The 25,713-nt window shown below is 63.9% G+C and carries 22 protein-coding genes; 7 read left to right on the top strand and 15 right to left on the bottom strand.

The window, feature by feature from the left end; all coding sequences use genetic code 11:
* Positions 1–60 precede the first annotated feature (60 nt).
* From VSR68_RS00775 to VSR68_RS00745, 7 genes are all read right to left on the bottom strand, one after another.
* On the bottom strand, positions 61–798 hold the full coding sequence (locus tag VSR68_RS00775) for an SDR family oxidoreductase (protein WP_342937991.1): 738 nt from the start codon (positions 796–798) through the stop codon (positions 61–63).
* Positions 795–2,339, bottom strand: coding sequence for an FGGY-family carbohydrate kinase (locus VSR68_RS00770; protein WP_342937990.1), 1,545 nt, complete (start codon positions 2,337–2,339; stop codon positions 795–797). The genes VSR68_RS00775 and VSR68_RS00770 overlap by 4 nt, the downstream gene beginning before the upstream one ends.
* 70 nt (positions 2,340–2,409) lie before the next feature.
* The gene (locus tag VSR68_RS00765) at positions 2,410–3,495 is read right to left on the bottom strand and encodes an alcohol dehydrogenase catalytic domain-containing protein (protein WP_342937989.1); all 1,086 of its coding nucleotides are present in this window, start codon (positions 3,493–3,495) and stop codon (positions 2,410–2,412) included.
* Positions 3,496–3,538: 43 nt separating this feature from the next.
* The gene (locus VSR68_RS00760; protein WP_090865599.1) at positions 3,539–4,540 is read right to left on the bottom strand and encodes an ABC transporter permease; all 1,002 of its coding nucleotides are present in this window, start codon (positions 4,538–4,540) and stop codon (positions 3,539–3,541) included.
* Positions 4,527–6,062 carry a sugar ABC transporter ATP-binding protein gene (locus VSR68_RS00755; protein WP_342937988.1) on the bottom strand — a complete coding sequence of 512 codons (1,536 nt, stop codon included), beginning with the start codon at positions 6,060–6,062 and terminating at the stop codon, positions 4,527–4,529. The genes VSR68_RS00760 and VSR68_RS00755 overlap by 14 nt, the downstream gene beginning before the upstream one ends.
* Before the next feature lie 69 nt (positions 6,063–6,131).
* Entirely contained in the window at positions 6,132–7,082 is a 951-nt protein-coding gene (locus VSR68_RS00750) for an ABC transporter substrate-binding protein (RefSeq protein WP_342937987.1), read from the bottom strand.
* 87 nt (positions 7,083–7,169) lie between these two features.
* A complete protein-coding gene (locus VSR68_RS00745; protein ID WP_342937986.1) occupies positions 7,170–8,171 on the bottom strand; it encodes an AraC family transcriptional regulator in 1,002 nt (333 codons plus the stop codon).
* Between the two features lie 559 nt (positions 8,172–8,730).
* Here VSR68_RS00745 and dalD point away from each other — a divergent pair.
* The 3 genes from dalD to VSR68_RS00730 all read left to right on the top strand — a co-directional run bounded on the left by dalD (position 8,731) and on the right by VSR68_RS00730 (position 13,019).
* The gene (dalD, locus tag VSR68_RS00740; protein WP_342937985.1) at positions 8,731–10,152 is read left to right on the top strand and encodes a D-arabinitol 4-dehydrogenase; all 1,422 of its coding nucleotides are present in this window, start codon (positions 8,731–8,733) and stop codon (positions 10,150–10,152) included.
* 291 nt (positions 10,153–10,443) lie between these two features.
* Complete coding sequence (gene xylB / locus VSR68_RS00735; protein ID WP_342937984.1) at positions 10,444–11,928, top strand: xylulokinase; 1,485 nt, start codon at positions 10,444–10,446, stop codon at positions 11,926–11,928.
* Positions 11,929–12,041: 113 nt separating this feature from the next.
* On the top strand, positions 12,042–13,019 hold the full coding sequence (locus VSR68_RS00730) for a sugar-binding transcriptional regulator (protein WP_342937983.1): 978 nt from the start codon (positions 12,042–12,044) through the stop codon (positions 13,017–13,019).
* A gap of 48 nt (positions 13,020–13,067) precedes the next feature.
* Here the strand turns inward: VSR68_RS00730 and VSR68_RS00725 are convergent, their stop codons facing one another.
* The 7 genes from VSR68_RS00725 to VSR68_RS00695 all read right to left on the bottom strand — a co-directional run bounded on the left by VSR68_RS00725 (position 13,068) and on the right by VSR68_RS00695 (position 21,313).
* Positions 13,068–14,873: a tetratricopeptide repeat protein gene (locus VSR68_RS00725; RefSeq protein WP_342937982.1), complete on the bottom strand. Its 1,806-nt coding sequence runs from the start codon at positions 14,871–14,873 to the stop codon at positions 13,068–13,070.
* Positions 14,874–15,175: 302 nt separating this feature from the next.
* Positions 15,176–16,285: a sn-glycerol-3-phosphate ABC transporter ATP-binding protein UgpC gene (locus VSR68_RS00720; protein ID WP_342937981.1), complete on the bottom strand. Its 1,110-nt coding sequence runs from the start codon at positions 16,283–16,285 to the stop codon at positions 15,176–15,178.
* Positions 16,286–16,429: 144 nt separating this feature from the next.
* Positions 16,430–17,125, bottom strand: coding sequence for an HAD-IA family hydrolase (locus VSR68_RS00715; protein WP_342937980.1), 696 nt, complete (start codon positions 17,123–17,125; stop codon positions 16,430–16,432).
* Complete coding sequence (locus tag VSR68_RS00710) at positions 17,122–17,988, bottom strand: carbohydrate ABC transporter permease (RefSeq protein ID WP_342937979.1); 867 nt, start codon at positions 17,986–17,988, stop codon at positions 17,122–17,124. The genes VSR68_RS00715 and VSR68_RS00710 overlap by 4 nt, the downstream gene beginning before the upstream one ends.
* Positions 17,985–18,929, bottom strand: a complete 945-nt coding sequence (locus VSR68_RS00705; protein ID WP_342937978.1) for a sugar ABC transporter permease — start codon at positions 18,927–18,929, stop codon at positions 17,985–17,987. Before VSR68_RS00705 ends, VSR68_RS00710 begins: the two co-directional genes overlap by 4 nt.
* A gap of 186 nt (positions 18,930–19,115) precedes the next feature.
* Entirely contained in the window at positions 19,116–20,438 is a 1,323-nt protein-coding gene (locus VSR68_RS00700; protein WP_342937977.1) for a sugar ABC transporter substrate-binding protein, read from the bottom strand.
* 92 nt (positions 20,439–20,530) lie between these two features.
* Positions 20,531–21,313, bottom strand: coding sequence for an L-iditol 2-dehydrogenase (locus tag VSR68_RS00695; RefSeq protein ID WP_342937976.1), 783 nt, complete (start codon positions 21,311–21,313; stop codon positions 20,531–20,533).
* Positions 21,314–21,591: 278 nt separating this feature from the next.
* On the opposite strand from VSR68_RS00695, the gene VSR68_RS00690 reads away from it, so the two are divergent.
* Genes VSR68_RS00690 through VSR68_RS00675 form a run of 4 tightly spaced genes read left to right on the top strand, consistent with a single transcriptional unit; the run spans position 21,592 to position 24,795 of the window.
* Positions 21,592–22,101, top strand: a complete 510-nt coding sequence (locus VSR68_RS00690; RefSeq protein WP_342937975.1) for a Fur family transcriptional regulator — start codon at positions 21,592–21,594, stop codon at positions 22,099–22,101.
* Between the two features lie 54 nt (positions 22,102–22,155).
* On the top strand, positions 22,156–23,085 hold the full coding sequence (locus VSR68_RS00685; RefSeq protein WP_342937974.1) for a metal ABC transporter solute-binding protein: 930 nt from the start codon (positions 22,156–22,158) through the stop codon (positions 23,083–23,085).
* Complete coding sequence (locus VSR68_RS00680) at positions 23,082–24,011, top strand: ABC transporter ATP-binding protein (RefSeq protein WP_342937973.1); 930 nt, start codon at positions 23,082–23,084, stop codon at positions 24,009–24,011. Before VSR68_RS00685 ends, VSR68_RS00680 begins: the two co-directional genes overlap by 4 nt.
* Entirely contained in the window at positions 24,004–24,795 is a 792-nt protein-coding gene (locus VSR68_RS00675) for a metal ABC transporter permease (RefSeq protein ID WP_342937972.1), read from the top strand. The genes VSR68_RS00680 and VSR68_RS00675 overlap by 8 nt, the downstream gene beginning before the upstream one ends.
* Before the next feature lie 66 nt (positions 24,796–24,861).
* Here VSR68_RS00675 and fghA read toward each other — a convergent pair whose 3' ends face one another.
* On the bottom strand, positions 24,862–25,707 hold the full coding sequence (gene fghA, locus VSR68_RS00670) for an S-formylglutathione hydrolase (RefSeq protein WP_342937971.1): 846 nt from the start codon (positions 25,705–25,707) through the stop codon (positions 24,862–24,864).
* Positions 25,708–25,713 lie beyond the last annotated feature (6 nt).

Here is a 25,713-nt window from a genome sequence, read left to right as displayed (position 1 = left end):
GTACGCTGAAACGGCCACGCAATCGCAGACGCCAGCGATAAAGGCGAAAAACCAACAGCATCACCTCGCCGTATACCCCCCATCAATCGGCAGCGTCACGCCACTGATCATCGAAGCCGCGTCGCTCAGCAAGAACAAAATCGGCTCGGCCACTTCACGCGGCTGCGCGAAACGCTTCAACGGAATCGCCTGCAATGCGGGATCGCGTTTCGCCGGTTCGCTCCACGCCTTCACGGCCATCGGCGTCAACGTCACCGTCGGATTCACGCTGTTCACGCGTATGCCATGCGCTCCAAGTTCGACGCAGAGGACACGCGTGATCGCATCCATCGCCGCCTTCGACGCGCAATAGCTCAGATGATCGTCGAGCCCGACGAGCGCCGCCTGGCTCGACACATTGACGATGCTGCCCGCGCGCTTCGCATCGATCATCGCGCGCGCCACATGTCGCGCAACCAGCGCCGCGCCGCGTGCGTTCACGTTCATCACGCTGTCGAAGCTCGCCGCCGTCGTATCGACGGCCGGTTCGAGCACCGTCGTGCCGGCACAATTCACGAGACCATCAAAGACATCGAGCGATGCCAGCGCGTCATCGATAGCCCCTTCATCGCCAACATCCAGAATCAAGGGCTCGCAGCCCGTCTCCTCCGCAAGGCTCGCAAGCTCGTTGACGTTGCGCGCCGCCGCGACGACTTGCGCGCCGCTCGCGCACAGTCGCTCAACGGTCACGCGGCCGATGCCGCTCGATGCGCCCGTCACGAGGTACGAGCGCCCGGAAAAATCGAAGGTCGCGTTCATTTCGCTTGCAGCCGGTGCATGACGGGCTTCAGTGCCGGATACAGATCCGTGTAGATGGAAAAGCGCTCCGCATACAGGGCCTGGCGCGCAGGATCGGGCTTCACGCGCTCGACGAGCCTGACCCAGCCGCCGCGCGCCGCTTCCTGCGAGATCAGCTTCACCCCATATGCCGCCAGCAGCGCCGCGCCCATCGGCGCTTCCACCTCCTGCTCGATCGTATAAACGGGAAAGCCGGTGACGTCCGCGATGATCGACATCCACAGGTCCGAATGCGCCGCGCCGCCGACGACGATCAGCTTGTCGTCAAGCGACTTCGCGCCCTTGCGCCCCGCGACGATGTTGTGTTGCAACGCGAACGCGACACCTTCGAGCACCGCGCGATACAGATGCGCGCGCGTGTGATAAAGACTCAGGCCGACGAACGCACCGCTCGCCTTCGCATCCCACACGGGGCTGCGCTCGCCCATCAGATACGGCAGGAACATCACGCCTTCCGAGCCCGCCGGTATGTGCGCCGCGTCTTCTTCGAGCAGCTGATGCGGATCGCCGTCCGGTATCGCTTTCGCCGCTTCGACTTCCGCCTGACAGAACTGCTCGCGATACCACGTCACCGATGCGCCCGCCGTAATCGCGCCGCCGAACACATAGATGTCGTGTTGACCGTTGAACACATGCGGCATGCTGACGAGACCGTGCCGCGCGTCGACGCTCTGGTTGATATAGCCCCAGCACATGCTCGTGCCGATCATCGCGACATGCTGGCCCGCGCGCGTGACGCCCGCCGCGTAGGTGGCCATTGCCGCATCGACGCCGCCCGCGACGATCGCCGTGCCCGCTTCGAGTCGGAGCTGCTCCGTCCATTGCGACAGCAGGCCGCCCACCACGTCCGACGATTCGACGAGATGCTCGGGCATCATCGTTGCGGGAATGCCGAGCATGTCGAGCGCTTCATCGGACCAGTCGCGTTTCGCGATGTCGTACACGCCGCCGATGTTGCCCGCCGAGCTGTGATCGACGGCCACTTCGCCCGTCAGCAGATAGATCACATACGCATTCGGCGGCAGGAAGAAGCGCGTATTGGCCCATACGTTCGGCTCGTTCTCGCGCAGCCACAGCATCTTCGTGTAGCCGTAATAGCTGTCGACGCCATTGCCTGTGATCGCATAGAGCCGGTCGAGATCGACGTTGTTGCGAACCCACTCGACCTGCGCCGTCGCGCGCCGGTCCATCCAGATCAGGCACGGATACAGCGGCTTCATTTCGCTATCGACGGGGATACCGGAGCCGCCATACAGGCTGCTCACGCACACGGCCTTGATCGCGTTCGACGCAACGCCCGCCTCGCGCGCTTTCGCGACACAGCGCGCAATGCATTCGACGACGGCCTTCATCCACACCGTCGGCCATTGCTCGGCCCACAACGGCTTCGGCGTATCGGGGTGATAGCTGCTCGAATGCTGCGCGACGATTGCGCCGTTCTCGTCGACGAGCACGGCCTTCGTGCTCTGCGTGCCGATATCGACGCCGATGACGTAATTCATAGTGTCTCCGTGTGCGCGCCTTCGACGCGCACTGTCTGTTTTCCTTCGGAATGACGGATCAGGCGCGGGACTATCGGGCCGGCTTCATCAGTACCTTGATCGAATCGAGCGAGTTCGCGACCTTGATCGCTTCGTCCCACTCTTCGAGAGAGAAGTCATGCGTGACGATGCCTTTCGATGTGACGAGCCCACGCGCCAGCAGGTCGATCGCGATCGGATAGCAGTAAGGCCCGAGATGCGCGCCGCGCACATCGAGTTCCTTGCGGTCGCCGATGATCGACCAGTCCATTGTAGTCTCGGCGCCGAACACGGAAAACTCGACAAAACGCCCGAGCTTGCGAATGAGGTCCATGCCCTGATTCACGCCCGCAGGCACGCCCGTCGTTTCGATGTAGACGTCGCAGCCGTAGTTGTCCGTCAACGACCGGATGATGACGAGCGCATCGTCGTTCTTCGGATTGATCGTCACGTCCGCGCCATATTCGCGCGCGAGTTCGAGACGCTCGTCGACGAGATCGATCACGACAAGTTTCTTCGGCGTTTTCAGGTGCGCGACTTGCGTCATCATCAGCCCGAGCGGACCCGCGCCCGCGATCACGACCACATCGTCCAGTTGAATGTCGCCGCGGTTGACGGTGTGAATCGCGCACGCAAGCGGCTCGATGATCGCAGCGTCTTCGAGCGAGATGCCGTCGGGAATCTTGTGGACGATGGCCGTCGGCGGAATGCGCATATATTCGGCCATGCCGCCGTCCGCGACTTCGCGCTGAAAGCCGAAGATGTTGTGTACTTCGCACATCCAGTACTGGCCGGATTTGCAGTAGCGGCACTTGCCGCACGGCACGATCTGCTCGGCGATCACGCGGTCGCCCTTCTTCACGCCGAAATGTTCCGCTGCGCCTTCGCCGAGTTCTTCGACGTAGCCGAAAAACTCATGGCCGGGAATCACGGGCGCCTTGACCCACGGGCTCGGGCCGCCCCAGAACATCTTCGCGCCCGAATGGCATTTGCAGTCGCTCGCGCAGATGCCGCACGCCGCGATGCGGATCACGAGTTCATGCGCGCGCGCCTGCGGTTTCGTCACGCGCTCGACGCGATAGTCCTTCGGCGCGTGGCACACGATCGCCGTCATGCTTTTGGTGTCCTGAGTGGTCATTGCATTGCCCTGCTTTTAAGGGGAGAACGAAGGAAAGGGAAATTCACTTCTTGCGGTCGCGGCTGATGTAGATCGCGAGCAGAATGATTCCGCCCTTGATCACGTTCTGCACGTATGGATTCACGCCGACCATGTTGAGTCCGTTGTTCAGCACGCCGAGCAGCAGCGCGCCGATCAGCGTGCCGATGATCGAGCCGCGTCCGCCCGATATCGACGTGCCGCCCATCACCACGGCCGCAATCGCATCGAGTTCGAAGCCGACGCCCGCATTCGGCTGGCCGCTCATCAGGCGCGACGTGAGCACGATGGCCGCGAACGACGACGTCAAACCCGCGAGCGTGTAGACGATCAGCTTCACGCGCGCGACGCGCACGCCGGAAAGACGCGTCGCCTGCTCGTTGCCGCCGATCGCATACACGTAGCGGCCGAACGGCATGCGTTCGAGCAGCAGCCACGCGATCGCATAGACGACGAGCATGATGAGCACGGGCGCCTGAATGCCGAATACTTTTCCGCTGCCGAAGAAGCTCACCCAGTCGGGCAAGCCGTCGATCGGATAGCCGCCCGTATAGATCAGCGCGAGGCCGCGCGCGATGCCCATCGTCGCGAGCGTGACGATGATGGGCGGCATGCCCGCGAACGCAACGAAGAAGCCGTTGCCGAAGCCGAAGCCGAGTCCGACCGCAATGCCGATCGCGATCGCCGCGACGCCGTTGAGCCCCGCGACCATCAGGCCCGCCGCGAGCGTGCCCGAGAGCGCCATCACGGAACCGACGGACAGGTCGATGCCGCCCGTCAAAATCACGGCCGTCATGCCGACGGCGATGATCGCGTTGATCGACACCTGGCGCAGCACGTTCTCGAGATTCGCCGCCGACAAAAAGCTGTCGCTCGCGAACACCATCACGATGCACACGACGAGCAAGCCGATGAACGGATAGAACAACGTCGAGCGTTTGATGCTCGCCCAGTTCAGCCGTAACGGCGCGCCTGGCGTATTGGACGCGACGGTCGATGTCTTGGGAGAAGTATCAGGCGTGTTCATGCTGCGTTGCTCCACGAGTGCCGGCTGTTGCACCAGCGGTTGCATAAGTCATCACGGCGTTCGATTCGATCTGGTCGCCTTCGAGCATCGCTTCGATGCGCCCCTGCCGGAACACGGCGACGCGATCGCACATGCCCACGATCTCCGGCAGTTCCGACGAGATCATGATGATCGAATAGCCGCGCGCAGTGAGTTCGCGCATCAGCAGATAGATTTCCGCTTTCGCGCCGACGTCGATGCCGCGCGTCGGTTCGTCGAAGATCAGGATGTTCGTGTGGTGATTGAGCCAGCGCGCGATCACCACTTTCTGCTGATTACCGCCCGACAGCGTCGCGACTTCGGTGTTCATCGTCGGCGCCTTCACGCCGACGCGCTTCATGATGTCGGCCGTTGCGCGCGCTTCGCTGCCGTGATCGATGAAGAAGCGCGCGGCGCGGTACTTGCCGAGGTTGTTGATCGAGATGTTCTGCTTGATCGAGAACGACGTGATCAGCCCTTCCGTCTTGCGGCTTTCGGGCAGGATGCCGATGCCGGACTTCAATGCGTCGGCGGGATCGGAGAGATTCGCCGGCGTACCGTTGATGCGAATGTCCTTCACATGCGCCGCGTCCGCGCCGATGACGGCGAGCGCCGTCTCCGTGCGCCCCGAGCCGACGAGTCCCGCAAAGCCGAGTATTTCGCCTTCGCGCAGCGTGAAGCGATTCACGGGGCCGTCCTTGTGCAACTGCAATGCGTTCACTTCGAGCACGACCCTCGCATCGGCGGGCAACGCGGGCTTCGGCGGAAAGCTGCTTTCGATCTTGCGCCCGACCATCATCTCGACGAGCCGGCCGACATCCGTCTTCGCCACATCCGTCATGCCGACATACTGGCCGTCGCGCAACACGGTGATACGGTCGCACACCTCGAAAATTTCTTCGAGGTGGTGCGAGATGAAAATCATCGCGACGCCGTGCCGCTTCAGGTCGCGCATGATCGTGAACAGATGCTCGGCTTCGGCGGGCGTGAGCGTGGCCGTCGGCTCGTCGAGAATCAGGATGCGCGCATTCAGCGACAGCGCCTTGCCGATTTCGACGAACTGCTGCTGCGCGACGGAAAGCTCGCGAATCGGCACGGACAGATCGATCGCGACGCCGAGCCGCTCGAAGATCTCCGCCGCCGCGCGCCGCATCCGCGTGCGATCGAGCATGCCGAAGCGATTGCGCAACTCGCGTCCGAGGAACATGTTCTCGACGGCGTTCAGATACGGAATCAGGCTGAACTCCTGAAACACGATGCCGACGCCCGCCGCGACGGCATCGTGATAGTTCGCGAAGTGCCGCGCTTCGCCTTCGATCACGATCGTGCCGTCGTCGGGCTGATAGATGCCGCACAGGATCTTCATCAGCGTCGACTTGCCCGCGCCGTTCTCGCCGAGCAGCGCGTGAATCTCGCCGCGCGCGATCTCGAGATGAATGCGCTGCAACGCCTTCACGCCGGGAAAGCTCTTCGTGATGTTGTCGAGTTTGAGGATCGTGTCCATCGCGTTTCCTTGTTCATGCAGTGACGCTTTGCCGAAGACACCAGCGCCACTGCATCGCCAACGCCTTGCTTACCAGCTGAAGCCCTTCGCGTTGTCCTTGTCGACGAGCTTCACGTCGACGGGAATCGCCTTCGGCACATTGGCGCCCCACTTCTTCGCAAGCGCCACGCCGATCGCAAGACGGATCTGGTCGCGCGGGAATTGCGCGGACGTTTCGATGAACTTCGAGTTCGGCTTCTGGATCGCGGTGATCGCTTCCGGTGCGCCGTCGACGCTCGTCAGCTTGATGTCCTTACCCGACGATTCGATCGCGGACAACGCGCCCATCGAGCCGCCGTCGTTCACGCTGAAGACGCCCTTCAGGTTCGGATGCGCCTGGATCATGTTCTCGGTGACGGACAGCGCCGTCGCGCGCTCCTGCTTGCCGTTCTGCGTATCGACGAGCTTCACGTTCGGAAACTTCGCGAGCGCCGCCTTGCAGCCGCGCACGCGTTCGAGAATCGGCACGACGGGAATGCCGTCGAGAATCGCCACTTCGCCGCTGCCGCCGATCGCTTTCGCGAGGTACTCGCACGACATCTGCCCCGCGTCGAAATTCTTCGAGCCGACGAACGAATCGACGGGACCGTTCGCGTTCGCATCGACGGCGACGACCACGGCGCCCGCTTTCTTCGCCGACGTCACGGCCGACTGGATGCCCGTCGAGTCGGTCGGATTGACGAGCAGAATATCGATCTTCTTCTGCAGCATGTCTTCGACGTCGCTCACCTGCTTGCTCACGTCGTGATGCGCATCGGTGACGACGACCGTCGCGCCGATCGATGCGGCCGCATCGTTCAGCGCCTTTTGCATCGTCACGAAGTACGGGTTGTTCAGTTCCTGGAACGTCATGCCGATTTTGAGCGGCGCGGCGTTCGCAGTCGCCGGCGCAAGAAGCGGCGCGCCGAGCATCACGGCGGCGAAGGTCAGCGCGGCGCGCAGGCGCAATGTGCGCGAAGGGTGCGAAGTGGTGTGCGTCATGGTTGTCTCCGTTTATGAGGATGAGTGCGTCTCTCGCGCGGTTTGCAGCGCGATGAGCAGGTGAAACGCGGGTGATGCTGAAGTGCTCTATGTCGCTGGGAGTGGCGAGCCCAGAGGCGGATACGCCGCATGCGCGTGGCTTCGCGCCCGCACGGCGGGCACGATCGAAGGCGCGTTCGCGATGCCCTTGCCGAGCGCCGCTGCCGCTTCGGACGCGTCGCGGCTCGCGTCGTTCAGTTGCTGGAAGCGGCGGAACTTCGAAGGAGCCATGCCCTTCGCCGTGAGGAACTGCCGGTTGAAGTTCGACAGGTTGTTGAAGCCGACCTTGTAGCAGATGTCGGTCACGCTCAGGTCGTCATCCATCAGCAGCTGGCACGCGAGATTGATGCGCATGCGGTTCACGTACTGCACGAAAGGCAGGCCCGTGTGACGGCGGAAGTATCGCGAGAAGGCACTCACGCTCTGCCCCGCGAGTTGCGCGAGATCGGATTCGCGCAACTCCGTCGCGAGGTTCTTGCCGATATACGACAGCACATGGTTGATGCGCGTCGATGCATAGCCGGTCGGGTCGCTCTGATACGCGGGGCTCGCGAGCAGTTCGCGGTCGCTCGCGTTCAGCAGGATTTCCATCATCGACAGGAACAGCACGATGCGGCGCAGGCCGCGCGCTTCGAGCAGTTCCATGAAGAGCGGCTGGATCGCGGCGCTCGTCTGCGCGCCGAACGACACGCCGCGCCGCGAATCGGCGAGCAGCGCTTCGAGCGTGCGCCATTCGGGGAAGCTCTCCGTGCAATGCGCGACGAAATCCTGGCCGAACTGCACGACGAGATTGCGCTGCGCGATCGTCACGCCCTCGGGCACTTCGCTGACCCAGTTGTGCGGCAGGTTCGGCCCCATCAGCACGAGATTGCCCGGCGCGAAACTGCCGATGTAATCGCCGACGAACATCTTGCCCGTCGTCGCGACGATCAGATGGATTTCGAATTCCGGATGGAAATGCCAGCGCACTGTGCGGTACGGAAAGCCGTGATACCACACCTTGAACGACTCGTCGCGTCGCACGCTGACCAGTTCGAGATCGGGTTGCACGTCGGTTCTCCTCCTGTTCGTTCGTCCGGCGCCTTGCGTTTCACGTCTTGCGGGCGCCATCGGCTTCATTGCTTTTGTGTACCGAAAGTTAGACCGCGAGCGCAATCGCGGCCACTAGAAATGAGACCGTGGACTGATACTTTTTTGCATTCGGGTTAGTCCTGGCCTTCCGGCTGTCAAATTTGATGCAATGCAACAGCCTGCCGACCGGCCGCTTGTCAACGTTTCTGTCAACGTTTCGCGGGCAGCGCATCGGCCGTCGAAAAGCTCGCCCCGCCGCGCTGCGCAACGATCTGCCATGAAAAAGCACTGTCCTTCGCCTTGACTTTCGATCGGCCGAATACGATCATTAGTTCACGTTTAGAGCAAATGCTCTTGATTCGAATCGGCGGCTCACGTCGCCGAGACAGCTTCTAGACTTATCCCAAGCAACGCACGCGAAAGACCGTGCGCATAAGACTTCACTAGCATGGGACCCGGGCAACGTATGGAACGGGCGTCAGCGCGAAAGCGCCAACGCCCGTCGGCACGCCAACCCGGGTCGACACAGGAGACGCACATGAACAGCGGCCAAAGCAGCGGCGCAAACAACGGCGCAAGCACGCAGGTGATCCTGCACATCGGCGCGGGATCGTTCCATCGCGCGCATCAGGCGTGGTATCTGCACCGGCTCAACGAAGCGAGTCAGCCTGGCGATACGCACTGGTCGCTCACCGTCGGCAATATCCGCAGCGACATGAATGCCGTCGCCGATGCACTGGCCGCGCAGAACGGCGTCTACACGCTCGAAACCGTCACGCCGCAAGGCAAGCGCGACTACGAGACGATCCGCTCTATCGAGCGGGTGGTGCCGTGGTCGGCGAATCTCGATGGGCTCGTCGACGCGGGCGCCGATCCCGCGTGCAAGATCATCGCGTTCACCGTGACGGAAGGCGGCTACTACCTCGACGAACACCATAAGCTCGACACGGCGAATCCCGATCTGTCCGCCGATCTGAACGGCGCGCGCACCACGATCTATGGCGCGCTCGCCGCGATTCTCGAAGCGCGGATGCAGCGCAACGCCGGCCCCGTTACGCTGCAGACCTGCGACAACCTGCGCAGCAACGGCGAGCGCTTCCGCGCGGGCATGACCGAGTTTCTGGAGCGGCGCGGCGCGAGCGCGCTGCGTCAATGGTTCGATGCGAACACGGCGTGCCCGAACTCGATGGTCGACCGGATCACGCCGCGCCCGACACCCGACGTGCGCGAGCGCGTGAAGGCGGCGACGGGCGTCGACGACGCGTGCCCCGTGATGGGTGAATCGTTCATCCAGTGGGTGATCGAGGATCACTTCGTCGCCGGGCGGCCGGCATGGGAGCAGGTCGGCGCGGAGATGGTCGAATCGGTGCTGCCGTATGAAGAGGCAAAGATCCGCATTCTGAACGCGACGCACAGTTGCATCGCGTGGGCGGGCACGCTGGTCGGCCTCTCGTATATTCACGAAGGGACGCACGATCCGGAAATCCGCCAGTTCGCGCACGACTACGTGACACAGGACGTGATCCCCTGCCTCACGCCGAGCCCGCTCGATCTCGCAAAGTATCGCGATGTCGTGCTCGAACGCTTCGGCAATCCTTATATCCAGGACACGAATCAGCGCGTCGCCGCCGATGGCTTTTCGAAGATCCCCGGCTTCATCGCGCCTACGCTGTCCGAGTGCTTCGAGCGCAAGGTCGAGCCGAACGCGACGGCGATGCTGCCCGCGCTCTTCTTCCGCTTTCTCGACAGGTGGCAGCGCGGCCAGTTGCCGTACACGTATCAGGACGGCGTGATGGACGAGAACGTCGCGCGCGGCTTCTTCAAGGCACCCGATCCGGTGCAGGCCTACTGCGCGGACCGTCTGCTCTGGGGCGGCATGGCGGGCACGGCTTCGCTCGAGAAAGTAGTGCGCGCGGCGCTCGAACGCGTCGATGCGTGGCTCGCGAAGCGCGGCGCTTGAAGCTGACTAAAGCCGACTGGAGCCGACTGACCTTGGCCGACTGACCCTGGCCGACTGACCCTGGCCGAATGAACTCGGCTGACCAAGACCGGCTGAAGCCGTCGACATCGCCTTGCTCGACACACGACAGCATGGCCGCGCGTGTGAATGCATCCATGCTGCATTCACGCGCGGCCGTTCCCATTGATCGCCGCGTTCGAAGCCTGCCATGCGTCAGGTCTATTGCGCATGGCATCGCCAGCGGCATGCGGCTAAAGTAGCGCATCTCCTACCGACGAAGGTTTCGCGCCCATGTATCTCGGCATCGACCTCGGCACGTCCGAAGTAAAAGTTCTGCTGCTCGCGTCCGACGGACGCGTGATCGGCACGGCAGGTTCTCCGTTTACCGTTTCGCGTCCGCATCAGCGCTGGTCGGAACAGAACCCGTCCGACTGGTGGCAAGGCACGCGCACCGCGCTCTTCGCATTGCGCGACCGTTACCCGGAAGAGTTCGCGCAGATTCGCGGCATCGGGCTGTCTGGACAGATGCACGGCGCGGTGCTGCTCGACAACGAAGACCGCGTGCTGCGACCCGCGATTCTGTGGAACGACATGCGCGCCGTCGAGGAATGCGATGAGCTGTACCGGCGCGCGCCGGACCTGCATCGCATCGCCGGCAATCTGGCGATGCCCGGCTTCACCGCGCCCAAGCTGCTGTGGGTCGCGCGACACGAGCCGGAGATCTTCCGGCAGACGGCCTGCGTGCTGCTGCCGAAGGACTATCTGCGCCTTCAACTGACGGGCGACAAGGTCTCCGATCCATCCGACGCAGCGGGCACGCTATGGCTCGACGTCGCGCAGCGCGACTGGTCCGATACATTGCTCGCCGCCTGCGACCTGAACCGCTCTCATATGCCGCGTCTGGCGGAAGGCAGCGCGCCATCGGGCATGCTGCGTCCCGAACTCGCGCGCGAGCTGGGCTTGCGCGAGCCCGTCGTGGTCGCGGCGGGCGGCGGCGACAACGCGACGAGCGCGATCGGCATCGGCGCGACGCAGCCGGGCGACGGCTTCGTGTCGCTCGGCACGTCGGGCGTGTTGTGCGTGATCGGCAACAGCTTCCGCCCGAATCCGGAGTCGGCCGTGCACGCGTTCTGCCACGCGATTCCTGACCGCTGGCATCAGATGAGCGTCGTGCTGTCGGCGGCGAGCTGCCTGCGCTGGGTCTGCAAGCTGACATCCACTGACGAGCCGACGCTGCTCGCCGAAGTCGAAAAACTCCCCGACGACGCGCTCGCGACCGCGCCGCTCTTCCTGCCGTATCTGTCCGGCGAACGCACGCCGCACAACGATCCGTATTCGCAAGGCGTGTTCTTCGGCATGACGCACGCGACCGATCGCGCGCTGCTCGGCTATGCGGTGCTCGAAGGCGTGACGCTCGCGCTGACGGACGGCCTCGACGCGTTGCGCGCGGCGGGCACCGAAGTGAGCGCGCTGTCGCTGCTCGGCGGCGGCGCGCGCAGCAACTACTGGGCGCAGTTGCTCGCGGATTCGCTGAACACGGCGACACGCAAGCATGGCGGCGGCGAAACGGGCGCGGCGCTGGGCGCGGCGCGTCTGGGCTGGCTCGCGGCGGGCGGCGATCCGTCGACGGTGCTGACCAAGCCGCCCGTCGAAATCGAATTCACGCCGAACGCGCGGCGTCATGCCGTGCTGCGCGAGCGGCTCGCCAGCTATCGCGCGCTGTACCGGCATGTGAAGCCGATGTTCGCGCCCGCGCGCGATGCGAACGCAACGTAATGTGAGCCCGTGATGCGCACTACGACGAATGCGTACGGCAAGCAGCACACCAGAACGTCCGATGCGGGCTGCCTGGTGTTACGCGCTTCGGCGCAATCCTGAGCGAACCCATCGTGCCCAAGTCCACTGAAAAGCTCGATCTCGCGACGCGCGCCGCCTGGCTCTACTACGTCGCCGGCAATACGCAGAACGAGATCGCCGAAAAACTGCAGGTGTCGCGGCCCGTCGCGCAGCGGCTGGTCGCGTTCGCCGTCGAGAAGAACCTGATCCGCGTGCGCGTCGATCATCAGCTTGCGGACTGCCTGTCGCTCGCCGCGCAACTGTCGAAGCGCTACGGGCTGTCGATGTGCGAAGTCGTGCCCGTCGACAACGACAACCCCGAAGAGATCGACCGCAAGCTCGCCGTCGCGGGCGCGCAGGTGATGGAGCGCTATCTCGGCGAAGAACGGCCGATGGTCGTCGCCGTGAGCAGCGGGCGCACGCTGAAGGCCGTCGTCGATCAGGTCGCGCAACTGGAGCGGCCGCAGCATCGGCTCGTGTCGATGGTCGGCGCGATCGCGCAGGACGGCTCGTCGAACCGCTACGACGTCGCGCTGCACATCTCCGAGAAGACGGGCGGCAAGCACTTCCTGCTGCCCGCGCCGCTGATCGCCGACAGCGAAGCGGAACGCGCGCAGTGGTGCAATCACCGTCTGTACCGGATCGTCGAGTCGCTGTCGGGCGAGGCGGATGTGGCGTTCGTCGGCATCGGCAATATCGGCTTGCATTGTCCGCTGCATGAGGATGGCTTCATCACGTCGGATGAAGTGGAGGAGCTGGTGTCGCTGGGCGCCGTCGCCGAATTGCTCGGCCTGCCCATCGACGCCGACGGCGCGCGCGTCGAATCGCCGACCGGCCGCCGCGTGACGAGCTTGCGGCTCGATTCGCCGCCGAAGCGTCCCGTGATCGGCTTCGCGGGCGGCGAGCGCAAGCGCGGTGCGGTGATCGCCGCGCTCAAGGGCGGCTGGCTGTCGGGACTCGTCACCGACGAGCTGTGCGCGCGCGCCGCGCTGAATCACGGCGCGGATGTGTCCGTCGCGTCACGCGCGTGATGAGACGACGCTAGCGCCCTCTCGAAACGATCGCAGCGCTTGCGTTGCTCAAAGCGCTTCGAGCGCGCCGCGCAGCGCTTCGATCACAGGCATCCAGTCGCCGAGCACCTGCTGACGGAAAAGACGTGCAGTCGGATACCACGGGTTGTCCTCGCCCGACATCATCCAGCGCCAGTCGGCCTGCTTTGGCAACATCACCCACACCGGCTTGCCGAGCGCGCCTGCCAGATGCGCAACGGACGTATCGACGGTGATCACGAGATCCAGACACTCGATCACGGCCGCCGTCGCGTCGAAGTCGTTCAGCAGTTGACCGAGCGCGCAGATCGGCCAGCGATGCGCGAGCCCGTCGAGTTGCGCCTCCGCCGCGCCCTTTTGCAACGCGAACCATGCGAGCCCTCGCACCGACGCAAGCGGTTCGAGTGCCGCAAGAGGCGCCGAACGATAGACGTCGAGATAGTGCTGCGGATTGCCCGCCCATACGAGTCCGATCTTCTTGCGCTCGCCCGCGGCCTGCGCGAGCCGCTCGCGCCAGACGGCGACCTGCGCCGCGTCCGCCGACAGATACGGCACCGCGTTCGGGATCGCGTCGTCGGAAAGCCACACGGGCACGCTCATCATGCGACACGAGTAGTCGTAGCCGCCGTCGGGCTGGCTCGTCAGCACGCGGTTGACACTGGGCATGCGGGAGATGAGCGGCGCCAGTTCGTTGCTGGTCCACACGTCGACGGTCGCGCCGAGACCGCGCAGCACATCGGCATAACGGATGAACTGCAACTGATCGCCGGCGCCCTGCTCGCGCGCGAGCAAAACGCGCTTGCCGCCGATCGGCTCGCCCTGCCATTCGGGCATGCCGAGCTTCGGATAATCGAGCAAGCCACTCGGCGTGGTCTTGCGATGCTCGTAATACGTCCAGCCGCGGCGGAAATTCCCACGCCGTAATTCCGACATGCCGAGCAGCTTGTAGGCGTTGGAAAGATTGGGGCTGAGTTCGATCGCGCGGCGCAGATGATCGTCGGCTTCGTCGTAGCGCGACAGACACGTCAGCGTGAAAGCGACGTTGTTGTGCAGCGTCGGCGAGTTGGGCGCGATCTCCAGAGCGCGCGCGTAGATCGCGAGCGCATCGTCGAACTTCAGTTGCGCATCCGTTGCGAATGCGAGGCCGAACAGCGCGTGGATATCGTACGGGTCCTGCTGCAAGGCGCGTTGAAAAACCTCGGCGGCTTCCGTATGCCGGCGCACTGCGTTCAACGTCCCGCCCAAACCGCGCAGCACGCGTATGTCCTGCGGCGCCAATTGCTCCGCGTACTGATAGGCGGCAACCGCTTCCTGCGGACGCGAAAGCGCTTCAAGCACATCGGCACGGCCGAGCGCCGCTTCGAAGAGATCGCTCTCGAGTTCAACCGCCTGCTGGAAACTGGCCAGCGCCTCTTCGCGCTTGCCCAGAAGCCGTTGCACCTCGCCGAGATTGCTGTGCGCCAGCGCGTGACGCGGCGCGTGCTGGACGGCCTGGCCGAAGAATCGCTCCGCGCCTGCATCGTCGCCGCGCGCGAGGGCCGCGATGCCGCGATCGATCAGGCAATCGGCGTCATGCGGCTCCAGCGCGAGCGCCGCATCGAAGCGTTCGATCGCGCGCTCGATGTCCTGGCGCTGCAGGTACAGCACGCCCAGCATGTAGAGCGTGCTCGCGTCGCACGGCTGCGCATCCAGAATCGCGCGATACGCGTGCTCGGCGCTATCGAGCCGGCCCGCGCGATGGAGCGCGAGCGCGTTCCTGATGGGGTCGTCGATCGGGTTGTCGACAGTCGATGTCGTGAAGGTTTCTTGTTGCGTGAAGACGGGAATGTTGTGCATGGCGTCTTGTGTCGTCGGCGGCACGCACATGCACGCGCGATTCGGATTGCGATCGCTTTGATGGCGTATTCGATGGGATGGACGGGAAATCGACAGAACGCGCCGGGCCGTTTGGCCTGAGTCGTCCCGTCAGACGATGCACAATTTTGATATGGGATAGGTCGCGGAAATATCGGATAAGTCCGAGTCTGCAAAAGCAAGGCGCCGTTGTTCCGCCATCGCCTTTATGGCAACGGCGGAACAACGGCGCCTGTAGCTGCGCGCTGGAACGGCGTTCGTTCAGCGCTCTTTCTATCGGCGAATCAGGCGGCAAGCACCTCGACGATCTTGCGCTGGAACGCCTGCCCGTCGCCATTGAACAGATGGCAATGATCGGGCGTTGCGCCAAGCCGGATCGTTGCGCCTTTCTCGTGCCGTTCAAGCGGCGGGATGCGCGCGATCAGACCGTCGGGCGCGACGCTGCTTTCGGCGTACAGATAAGCCGCATCGCCGAGCGATTCGACCGCCATGATGCGCGCCGACACGCCATACTCCGCCACGTCGATATGCAGATGCTCGGGCCGGATGCCGACCGTCACCTTGTCGCCCTCTTTCGCGCGGCCGGGCTCGACCAGCACGAGCTGTGTCTCGCCCGTTTCGTACTTCACGAGCACGCCTTTCGCCGACACCGACTGCACGACGCCTTCGAGGAAATTCATCTTCGGCGAGCCGATGAAGCCCGCGACAAAGCGGTTCGCGGGCGCGTGATACAGCATGTTGGGGCTGCCCACCTGTTCCAGATTGCCCGCCGACAGCACGACGATCTTGTCCGCGAGCGTCATCGCTTCGACCTGATCGTGCGTGACGTAGATCATCGTCGTCTTCAGTTCGTCGTGCAGACGCGCGAATTCGAGGCGCATCTTCACGCGCAGCGCGGCGTCGAGGTTCGACAGCGGTTCGTCGAACAGGAACACCTTCGGCTTGCGCGTGATCGCGCGGCCGATCGCGACGCGCTGCCGCTGGCCACCCGACAGCTGCTTCGGCTTGCGTTCGAGCAGATGGTCGATGTGCAGGATCTTCGCGGCGTTGCGCACGGCGGCGTCGATCTCCGGCTTCTTCGTGCCCGCGAGCTTGAGGCCGAACGCCATGTTGTCGTACAGCGTCATATGCGGATACAGCGCGTACGACTGGAACACCATCGCAATGCCGCGCTTGGCGGGCGGCACGTCGTTCATGCGCGTGCCGTCGATCTGCAGATCGCCGCCCGTGATGTCTTCGAGGCCGGCGATCATCCGCATCAGCGTGGACTTGCCGCAGCCGCTCGGCCCGACGAACACGACGAACTCGCCGTCCTGAATGTCGAGGTTGATGTCGCGCATCACCTCGTTCTCGTCGTAGGCTTTCCTGATGTTGCGCAGAGTTACGCTTGCCATGATGTGTCTCCATTGTCGACGGACGTTGGCGCTTTAGCGTCTACTTCCGTCCCATGCAAAATAGTTGCTGCTTCTCTACTACGTTCAATCGCTTTGCCGGAAAGCGTGCTTTCATGCGATGCCCGTCCGGCCATCACGTAACCTTCACGCGACCGTTATGCGCTGCATCCAGTCCGCGACCAGTCCCGGCAATTGCCTCATGTCGTCGAAGATATGTTGCGCGCCCACTCGGTGCAGCGCGCCGATCTGCTCGTCGCTCGCATGGCCGCCGCCGATGAATCCATACACCGTCATGCCCGCCGCCGTTGCCGCCGTGACGCCCGTCACGCTGTCTTCGATGACGAGGCATGCATCGGCGCTCACGCCCAGTCCGCGCGCGGCGGCGAGATAGACGTCGGGCGCGGGCTTCGGTTGCGCGACGGCATCCGCGCAAAACAGCCGGTTGCCGAAATGCCGGACGAGGCCCGTGCGCGCAAGCGCCGCTTCGACGTACGCGCGAAAGCTGTTGCTCGCGCACGCCTTCGTGAGCGGAATGCTCGCGAGCGCCGCCTCGATGCCCTCGACCATCGGCGCCTTCACGGCCGCGGCTTCGACAGCGCTGCGGATCGCGGCGATGTCCGTGGGCGTCAACGTCTTGCCGAGCTGCGTCGCCGTGCCTTGCAGCACACTCTCGATGCGCAAGCCCAGCAACGGCATCACGACGGGCGCAACGTCGGCATCGGCCCAGCGCGCTTCGAGCTCGTGTACGAGCATCGCGGCCGCGACGGCTTCGCTGTCGATCAGCACGCCGTCGCAATCGCAAATCAAAGCCAGCCTCGCGTCGGTTCTGATATCCGTCACTTGACCGCCCCGAACGTAAGGCCACGCACCAGCTGTTTCTGCGAAACCCAGCCGACGATCAGGATCGGCGCTACGGCCAGCAGCGACGCCGCCGACAGCTTCGCCCAGAACAGACCTTCAGGACTCGAATACGACGCGATGAAAACGGTCAGCGGCGCGGCGTTCGAACTCGACAGGTTGATGCTCCAGAACGCTTCGTTCCACGACAGGATCACGAGCAAGAGCGCCGTCGATGCGAGCCCCGGCAGCGCCATCGGCATCAGCAGATAGACGATCTCCTGCCACGTCGCGGCGCCGTCGATGCGGCCCGCTTCGAGAATGTCGCGCGGTATTTCGGCGAAGTACGTGAACGCCATCCACACGGCGATGGGGAGATTGATCAGCGTGTAGACGATCACGAGGCCCGTGACGGTATCGAGCAGCCCGCTGTTCTTCCACAGCAGATAGATCGGCACCAGCACGCCGACGGACGGCATCATCTTCGTCGACAGCATCCACAGCAGCACTTTCTGCGTGCGCCGGGTCGGGAAGAAGGCCATCGCATACGCGCACGGCACGGCGAGGATCAGGCACAGCAGCGTCACACCGACCGAGATCAGGATCGAGTTCCACGCGAAGCCGAAGTAATTGCTGCGCGCGAAAACCTCGCGGAAGCTGTCGAGCGTCGGCATGAAGAAGAGCGACGACGCGTACGCCTGCTGCTCGGTCTTGAATGCCGTGATCGTCATCCAGAAGATCGGGAAGAACAGCAGCAACGCGAGCAGCCACGCGATGATGCCGGGAATGCTGCGCCGGATGACAGCAAGCGGCGAAGCGGACGACGACTGAGTCGTCGTAACGGGTGTAGCAGCAACCTGGCTCATTTTTCGTACTCCCCTTTCAGGTTCTTCGCGAGCATGCGCACGAGGAAGAACGACACGATATTCGCGAGCACCACGGCGAGAATCCCGCCTGCCGATGCAAGGCCGACGTCGAACTGTTGCAGGCCCAGCGCGTAGATCAGGTACGACAGGTTGGTCGTCGCGTTGCCCGGACCGCCGCCCGTCGTCGTGTAGATTTCGGCGAAGATCGACAACAGGAAAATGGTTTCCATCATCACGACCACGGCGATCGCGCGCCTCAGGTGCGGCAGCGTGATGAAGAAGAACATCGAGAACGGACCGGCGCCGTCGATCTTCGCCGCTTCCTTCTGCTCCTGGTCGAGCGACTGGATCGCAGTGAACAGAATGAGGAAAGCGAACGGCAGCCACTGCCACGCGACGATGATGATCACGGCCGTCAACGGATAGTCGGCGAACCAGTCGATCGGCGTGAGGCCGATCGCGCGCATGCCTTGCGCGACGAGCCCGTACACCGGATGCAGGATCATGTTCTTCCAGATCAGCGCGGAGACCGTCGGCATCACGAAGAACGGCGCGATCGCGAGCAGCCGCGCGATGCCCTGCCCGTAGAACTTGCGGTCGAACAGCACCGCCATCAGCACGCCGCCGACCACGGTGATGACCAGCACGGCGACGATCAGCTGCAGCGTGTGCAGGATCGACGGACCGAACGCCGGGTCGCTGGCGAGGAACTTGTAGTTGTCGATACCCGTGAAACCTTTTTCATCCGGATTCAGCAGGTTGTAGCGCGAGAACGAAAACCAGATCGTCATCGCGAGCGGTATCGTCATCCACAGAACGAGAAGGCCTACGGACGGCGAAACGAGCCAGCGCGCGTGCGCGGCCTTGCGCTCTTCTCGCTCGTGTTCAGTTTTGGGCTGGGGTTGGGCGTGCATGAGGGGTAGACGCAAATGAAGACGCATGATGGACCACCTCTTCGGTAGTGCGCGGGTCGCGGGGCTTGCGGCTCGCTGTGCTGCCAGGGTCCGGCTGACGGTGCGCTGTCAGCCGGCGCGTTACATCGTTACAGCGCGGTTTCGAGGCCAGTGGCTGGGTACGCCGCTTGCGCCAGGGGAAACGCAAACGACGTGCCCATTTTCACTTCGTCGTTATTTCTGGTAGCCGGCCTGCTTGACGGCACGGTCGGCTGTTGCGTTGCCGGCTGCGAGCGCCTGATCGACGGACATCTGGCCCGCGACGGCGCCCGAAATGCTCTGGCCGACCACCGTCCCGAACGACTGGAACTCAGGGATGCCGACGAACTGCACGCCCGTGTACGGAACCGGCTTGGCCGTCGGATGGTTCGGGTCAGCCGTTTCGATTGCCTTCAGCACGAAGTCGGCGAACGGCGCGGCCTGCTTGTACTCGGGGCGCGCATACGTCGACTGGCGCGTGCCCGGCGGCACCGAGGCCCAGCCTTCATCCTTCGCGACGAGCTCGATGTACTGCTTCGACGTCGCCCACGTGATGAACTTCTTCGCGGCATCGGCCTGCTTCGACGACTTCGGAATCGCCAGCGCCCACGCCCACAGCCAGTGCGAGCCGTTCGGCGTCGCTTGCGTCGGCGCGGCCGCGAAGCCGACCTTGTCCGAGATCTGCGATTGCTGCTTGTTGTAGAGCATGCCCGCCGCGACCGTCGCGTCGATCCACATCGCGCACTTGCCCGACGACATCAGCGTGAGGTTCTCGTTGAAGCCGTTCGAGCTCGCTCCCGGAGGGCCGTCCTTCTTCAGCAGGTCGGTGTAGAAGGAAACGGCCTTTTTCCATTCGGGCGTCGTCAGCTGCGCATTCCACTTTTCGTCGAACCAGCGGCCGCCGAACGTATTCACGAGCGTCGTCACGTAAGCCATGTTCTCGCCCCAGCCAGCCTTGCCGCGCAGGCAGATGCCGTAGGTGCCCGCCGATTTGTCGGTGAGCTTGTCGGCGAACTGGGCGATCTGGTCATACGTCGGGTTGTCGGGCATCTTCAGGCCCTTCGCCGCGAACAGATCCTTGCGGTAGTACGTCATCGAGCTTTCGACGTAGAACGGCAGCGCGAACAGCGTGCCGTTGTACGAAAGACCATCGCGCGCCGTCTTCACGACGTCGTTCAGGTCGTAGTCGGCGGGCAGGCCCGTGAGCGGCGCGAGCCAGCCGCGCTTGCCCCATTGCGGCGTTTCATACGCGCCGATCGTCATCACGTCGAACTGGCCGCTGCCCGTCGTGATGTCGGTCGTCGCGCGCTGACGCAGCACGTTTTCTTCCAGGATCACCCAGTTCAGCTTGATGTCGGGATTCGCTTTCTCGAATGCCGGCGACAGCTTTTTCAGCTCGATCATGTCCGGGTTGTTCAACGTCGCGATCGTCACGGTCGCCGCGTTCGCGCTGAACGCGGCGCACGCGAGCGCCGCGGCGCCGAATACATTGAGCGCGGGTTTGAAGGTGGGCTTCATCGTTTGTCTCCTTTATTCGTACTTGCGTTTTGGTACGTGACCGGCGGGTACGCGCAGGACGCCGGAATTGGATGCCGGTGAATGAATGACGGTCAGCTCATCCAGTTGCCGCCGTCGACGTTCAGGGTTTGCGCGGTGATGTAATCCGCATCCGAAGACGCGAGGAACAGCGCCGCCCCCGTCAGATCCGCGGGCAGCCCCATCCTGCCCAGCGGCACCGCTTCACCGACGAGACGCTTCTTCTCGCCGAGCGGCCGGTTCTCGTAACGCGCGAAAAGGGCATCGACCTGATCCCACATCGGCGTATCGACGACGCCCGGAGCGATGCCGTTCACGTTGATCCCGTGAGGCGCGAGCGCCAGCGCAGCCGATTGCGTATAGCTCAGCACGGCCGCCTTCGTCGCGCAGTAGTGCGACACGAGCGCCTCGCCGCGCCGGCCCGCCTGCGACGACATGTTGATGATCTTGCCGCCGTGTCCCTGCTCGACCATGCGCTGTGCGACGGCCTGCATCAGGAAGAACATGCCCTTCACGTTGACCGCGAAGAGCTTGTCGAAGATGTCCCAGGATTCGTCGAGCAGCGGGCGCATGTCGAACAGCGCCGCATTGTTGAAAAGAATGTCGATCTGGCCGAAGCGCCGCACCGTCTCGTCGACGATGCGCGCGATGTCTTCGCGGCGCGTCACGTCCGCGCTGATCGTCAGCAGGCGGTCGCCGTCCGTTTCGCGCAGCGCGTGCGCGAACTCGCCAGCCGGCTTCACGTCGACCAGCACGCAGCGCGCTCCCTCCTCGAGATAGCGGCGGGCCACCGCCTCGCCGATACCGCTCGCTGCGCCCGTCAGAATCGCCACCTTGCCTTGCAGTCGGGCTGTCACAACCTGTCTCCGGTTCGTTTGATTCTTCGAATCAGCATGAGCGAACGCTCGTTTGCCGAGCAATTGCTCTCGTTGTGATCGAATGATCGGATACACGTCCGGTCATGTCAAGGCGCGTCGCGCAATTTCGATGGTGCAGCGCGGCAGCGTCAAAAGCCTCGGATACAGCGCTTCTTTCTAAGAATCGGCGATGACTTTGCAACGGGCAATGACAATTTTTCGAGATACGTTATATCATTTCGCCTTCGTTGATTCCGACGCTGTCCGGAGGTCGTGACATGGCCCGCTTATCCGATGCTCACGGTTTTCATGGCGCCGCCCGTCCCGGCGATCAGACCGCGCTGTCCGCGGAGAAGCTCGCGCGCAAGCTGGCCCGCGCCGATGCGCTCGCCGCCGAGCGCGGCCTCGCACTGACGACACTGCGCCGCAAGGTCTACACGCTGATCGCGCAGAGCGAGCGCCCGGTCGGCGCATATGACTTGCTCGCGGCGCTCGAGCCACAGCGCGGCCGCGTGCCGCCGACCACGGTCTACCGTGTGCTCGAGTTTCTCGTCGAGCATGGCTTCGTGCATCGGATCGAATCGAAGAATGCGTTTTTCGCGTGTTGCCAGATGGGCGAGCCGCATCAGAGCCAGTTCCTGATGTGTGAAGCGTGCGGCGAAACGGTAGAGATTCCCGGCGACGGAGTGGCCGCGCAGTTGTCACGCAGCGCACCAGGTTTCGAAGTGCATCACCAGGTCGTCGAACTGAGCGGGGTGTGCGCCGCCTGCAAGCACGCTCACCCATAACGCCGCGCCCCTTTCGTTTCAACCCGACGCCTTCAAGCCACAGGTCAATCCGATATGAAGAAGAACATCTCGATGTGGAAGTTTCTTACCCGCGCCGCCGCTTCGACGCTGATGGCCGTCGCATTTACTCAGGCGGCGCAGGCTCAGGATGCGAAGATTCCCGTCGTCGCCGCAGAGAATTTTTATGGCGACGTCGTGCAGCAACTCGGAGGCGACCGCGTCGACGTGACCAGCATCCTGAGCAATCCCGACCAGGACCCGCATCTGTTCGAAGCGAGCCCGAAGACGGCGCGCGCGTTGCAGCGTGCGAGCCTTGTCGTCTATAACGGCGCCGATTACGATCCGTGGATGACGAAGCTGCTGAACGCGTCGAAGAATGACAAGCGCAAGGTGATCGTCGCGGCCGATCTCGTCGGCAAGAAAAGCGGGGACAATCCGCACCTGTGGTACGACCCGCCGACGATGCCCGCCGTCGCCCGCGCGGTGAACGCGGCGCTGACGGCAGCCGATCCATCGCACAAGGCCGTGTACGATGCAAACCTCGCAAAGTTCCTCGATTCGCTCAAGCCGATGAACGACAAGATCGCCGCGCTGCACAGCCAGTACGCGCATGCGAGCGTGACGGCGACCGAGCCGGTGTTCGGCTACATGTCCGATGCGATCGGACTCGATATGCGTAACCAGCGCTTTCAGCTTGCCGCGATGAACGACACGGAAGCGAGCGCATCGGACATCGCTGCATTCGAGCGCGATCTTCGCGAGCGACGCGTGCGTGTTCTGATCTACAACAGCCAGGCAACGGAAGCCCTCACGAAACGCATGCTGAAACTCGCACAGCAATCGCACGTGCCGACGGTCAGCGTCACCGAGACGCAACCCGCCGGCAAGACCTTCCAGCAATGGATGCTGGCGCAGCTCGACACGCTCGGAAACGCGCTGGCCGCGGGCAACGGCGGCGGCGCGAACCAAGGAAAGACCCCATGAACATGCCTCGCCGCGCCGCATCGTCTGGCAACGCGCCCGTGCTCGAACTGGATCGCGTGACGTTCGAACTCGGCGACCGAAAGATCCTGCGCGACACCAGCTTCACGATCAACCAGGGCGAGTTCATCGGCGTGCTCGGGCCGAACGGCGCGGGCAAGACGACGCTGATGCGCTCGGTGCTCGGGCTCGTCCCCGCTGCAAGCGGCACGGTGCGCGTGCTCGGCGAGCCCGTGGTGCGCGGCAATCCGTCGATCGGCTACATGCCGCAGACACGCAGCGCGCTCGCCGGCCGCCGCGTGCGCGGACGCGATTTCGTCGCGATGGCCGCCGACGGGCATCGCTGGGGCCTGCCTCACGCCGATGCCAAAACACGCGCCGATGTCGATCGCGTGCTGGAACTTGTCGGCGGCAGCGCGCTGGCTGCGAGGCCGTTGTCCGAGCTGTCGGGCGGCGAGCGGCAACGGCTGCTGCTCGCGCAATGCCTGCTCGGCAATCCGCGCCTGCTGCTGCTCGACGAGCCGCTGATCAGCCTCGATCCGCATCATCAAAAGGCGGTCGTCGAGCTGGTGAAGCGCGTGCAGCAGGAGCTCGGCATCGCCGTACTGTTCTCCGCGCATGAGCTCAATCCGCTGCTGCATGCGCTCGATCGCGTGCTGTATCTCGGCAATGGCGTCGCCGCGCTCGGCACCGTCGATGAAGTGATCACGAAGCCGGTGCTTTCGCGCCTCTATGGTTCGACCATCGAAGTGATGCGCGTGAACGGCCGCATCTTCGTGATGTCGGGCGACGTCGAAGTCGAGAAGCACGATCACGAGCACGAGGACGATGACCATCATCACGGCGAGCCGCACAGCCACGGACATGCGCATAACCACGGGCATGCGCACCATCACGCCTCACGCGACGGACACACGCACGATGTTTGAATACGATTTCATGGTGAACGCCTTCGCGGCGTCGGGGATTGTCGCGGTGCTGTCGGGTATCGTCGGCTACTTCCTCGTGATGCGCGGGCAGACCTTCGCGGGACACGCGCTGTCGCACGTCGGCTTCACGGGCGCGACGGGCGCCGTGCTGATCGGCATTTCGCCGATCTGGGGGATGATTGGCTTCACGCTCGCGGCGGGCGTCGGCATGGGCGCGCTCGGCGAAAAGCTCGCGGGCCGCGATGTGGCGATCGGCGTGATCCTGTCGCTGGCGCTGGGTTTCGGTTTGTTGTTCCTGCACTTTTTCACCGCGTACGCGACGCAGGTCACGGCCTTGCTCTTCGGCAACGTGCTGGGCGTCAGCTCGGCGACGCTCGCGGTGCTCGCCGCGCTCGGCGTCGTCAGCCTGCTCGCGTTGGCGGCGATCATGCGGCCCTTGCTGTTCGCGTCGTTGCAGCCGGAACTGGCGGAAGCGAAAGGCGTGTCGCTGCGGCTCGTGTCGGTGCTGTTTCTGGCGATCGCTGCGCTCGCGGTGGCCGCATGCACGCAGATTGTCGGCGTGCTGCTCGTGTTCACGTTGATGGTCGGGCCGGCGGCGGCGGCGCAGAACCTGTCGACGCGTCTTTCCGTCGGGCTCGTGGTCGCTGCGCTGCTCGCGCTCGCGCAGGCGTGGATCGGCGTGACGCTCGCTTTCTACACCGACTGGCCGACGAGCTTCTGGATCACGTTGCTCGCGGCGCTCGTGTATGGTGCGAGCCTGATGGCGCAACACATGCGCAGATAAAGAACGGGGTGGCTTGCGAGCCACCCCGTTCCGTTTCAGGCACCGGCGGCCTCGACGTCTTGACGGTTAGCCGAGCAACACCTTCGCGTGATGCGCGAGATGATCCTCGATGAACGTCGAGATGAAGAAATAGCCGTGGTCGTAGCCTTCATGCCGACGCAGCGTGAGCGGCTGCCCCGCCGCGTTGCAGGCGGCCTCGAACACGTCGGGGTTGAGTTGCTCGGCGAGAAACTGATCCGCGAGGCCCTGATCGACCAGGATACCTTCCGCGAACTTGCGCTTCGCCTTGCCGACCAGTTCGCTTGCGTCGTACTGCTTCCACGCCTCGCGGTCCGCGCCGAGATAGCCGCTGAACGCCTTCTCGCCCCACGGACAGCGCATCGGCGCGGCAATCGGCGCAAACGCCGAGACCGACCGATAGATGTCCGGATGGCGCAGCGCGAGCATCAGCGCGCCGTGCCCTCCCATCGAGTGACCGAAGATGCCCAGTCTTTCACCATCGACCGGCAGTTCATTCGCGACCGTTTCGCGCAGCTCGTCCCGCACGTACGAGTACATCCGGTAGTGCTTCGACCAGGGCTCCTGCGTCGCGTCGACATAGAAGCCCGCGCCGACGCCGAAGTCCCACGACGCGCTCTCGCCCGGCACGCCCGCGCCACGCGGACTCGTATCGGGCGCGATCAGCGCGATGCCGTGCTGCGCGGCAAAGCGCTGCGCGCCCGCCTTGATCGGGAACGTCTCTTCGGTACAGGTCAGGCCTGCGAGGTAGAACAGCGCCGGCACCTTCCGCTGCGACGCCTCTTTCGGCATGAAGACCGAGAAGCGCATCGGCAGCCCGATCGCCTTCGACTCATGCCTGTAGATACGCTGCGTCCCGCCGAACGACGCATGCGATTCGATCAGTTCGAGCATCGCGCG

The sequence above is a fragment of the Paraburkholderia phymatum genome, from assembly GCF_038900715.1.
GTDB lineage: Bacteria > Pseudomonadota > Gammaproteobacteria > Burkholderiales > Burkholderiaceae > Paraburkholderia > Paraburkholderia phymatum_A.
Note: the sequence above shows the minus strand (reverse complement) of the source record. Positions and strands in the feature narration are given on the sequence as shown.

Excerpts from the sequence above, each read along its gene's own strand:
- VSR68_RS00755 (WP_342937988.1), bottom strand. The coding sequence starts at position 6,062 with ATGGACACGATCCTCAAACTCGACAACATCACGAAGAGCTTTCCCGGC.
- VSR68_RS00720 (WP_342937981.1), bottom strand. The coding sequence starts at position 16,285 with ATGGCAAGCGTAACTCTGCGCAACATCAGGAAAGCCTACGACGAGAAC.
- VSR68_RS00775 (WP_342937991.1), bottom strand. The coding sequence starts at position 798 with ATGAACGCGACCTTCGATTTTTCCGGGCGCTCGTACCTCGTGACGGGC.
- VSR68_RS00710 (WP_342937979.1), bottom strand. The coding sequence starts at position 17,988 with ATGAGCCAGGTTGCTGCTACACCCGTTACGACGACTCAGTCGTCGTCC.
- VSR68_RS00675 (WP_342937972.1), top strand. The coding sequence starts at position 24,004 with ATGTTTGAATACGATTTCATGGTGAACGCCTTCGCGGCGTCGGGGATT.
- VSR68_RS00760 (WP_090865599.1), bottom strand. The coding sequence starts at position 4,540 with ATGAACACGCCTGATACTTCTCCCAAGACATCGACCGTCGCGTCCAAT.
- VSR68_RS00725 (WP_342937982.1), bottom strand. The coding sequence starts at position 14,873 with ATGCACAACATTCCCGTCTTCACGCAACAAGAAACCTTCACGACATCG.
- fghA (WP_342937971.1), bottom strand. The coding sequence starts at position 25,707 with ATGCTCGAACTGATCGAATCGCATGCGTCGTTCGGCGGGACGCAGCGT.
- VSR68_RS00765 (WP_342937989.1), bottom strand. The coding sequence starts at position 3,495 with ATGACCACTCAGGACACCAAAAGCATGACGGCGATCGTGTGCCACGCG.
- VSR68_RS00750 (WP_342937987.1), bottom strand. The coding sequence starts at position 7,082 with ATGACGCACACCACTTCGCACCCTTCGCGCACATTGCGCCTGCGCGCC.
- VSR68_RS00680 (WP_342937973.1), top strand. The coding sequence starts at position 23,082 with ATGAACATGCCTCGCCGCGCCGCATCGTCTGGCAACGCGCCCGTGCTC.
- VSR68_RS00685 (WP_342937974.1), top strand. The coding sequence starts at position 22,156 with ATGAAGAAGAACATCTCGATGTGGAAGTTTCTTACCCGCGCCGCCGCT.
- VSR68_RS00770 (WP_342937990.1), bottom strand. The coding sequence starts at position 2,339 with ATGAATTACGTCATCGGCGTCGATATCGGCACGCAGAGCACGAAGGCC.
- dalD (WP_342937985.1), top strand. The coding sequence starts at position 8,731 with ATGAACAGCGGCCAAAGCAGCGGCGCAAACAACGGCGCAAGCACGCAG.
- VSR68_RS00705 (WP_342937978.1), bottom strand. The coding sequence starts at position 18,929 with ATGCGTCTTCATTTGCGTCTACCCCTCATGCACGCCCAACCCCAGCCC.
- VSR68_RS00700 (WP_342937977.1), bottom strand. The coding sequence starts at position 20,438 with ATGAAGCCCACCTTCAAACCCGCGCTCAATGTATTCGGCGCCGCGGCG.
- xylB (WP_342937984.1), top strand. The coding sequence starts at position 10,444 with ATGTATCTCGGCATCGACCTCGGCACGTCCGAAGTAAAAGTTCTGCTG.
- VSR68_RS00690 (WP_342937975.1), top strand. The coding sequence starts at position 21,592 with ATGGCCCGCTTATCCGATGCTCACGGTTTTCATGGCGCCGCCCGTCCC.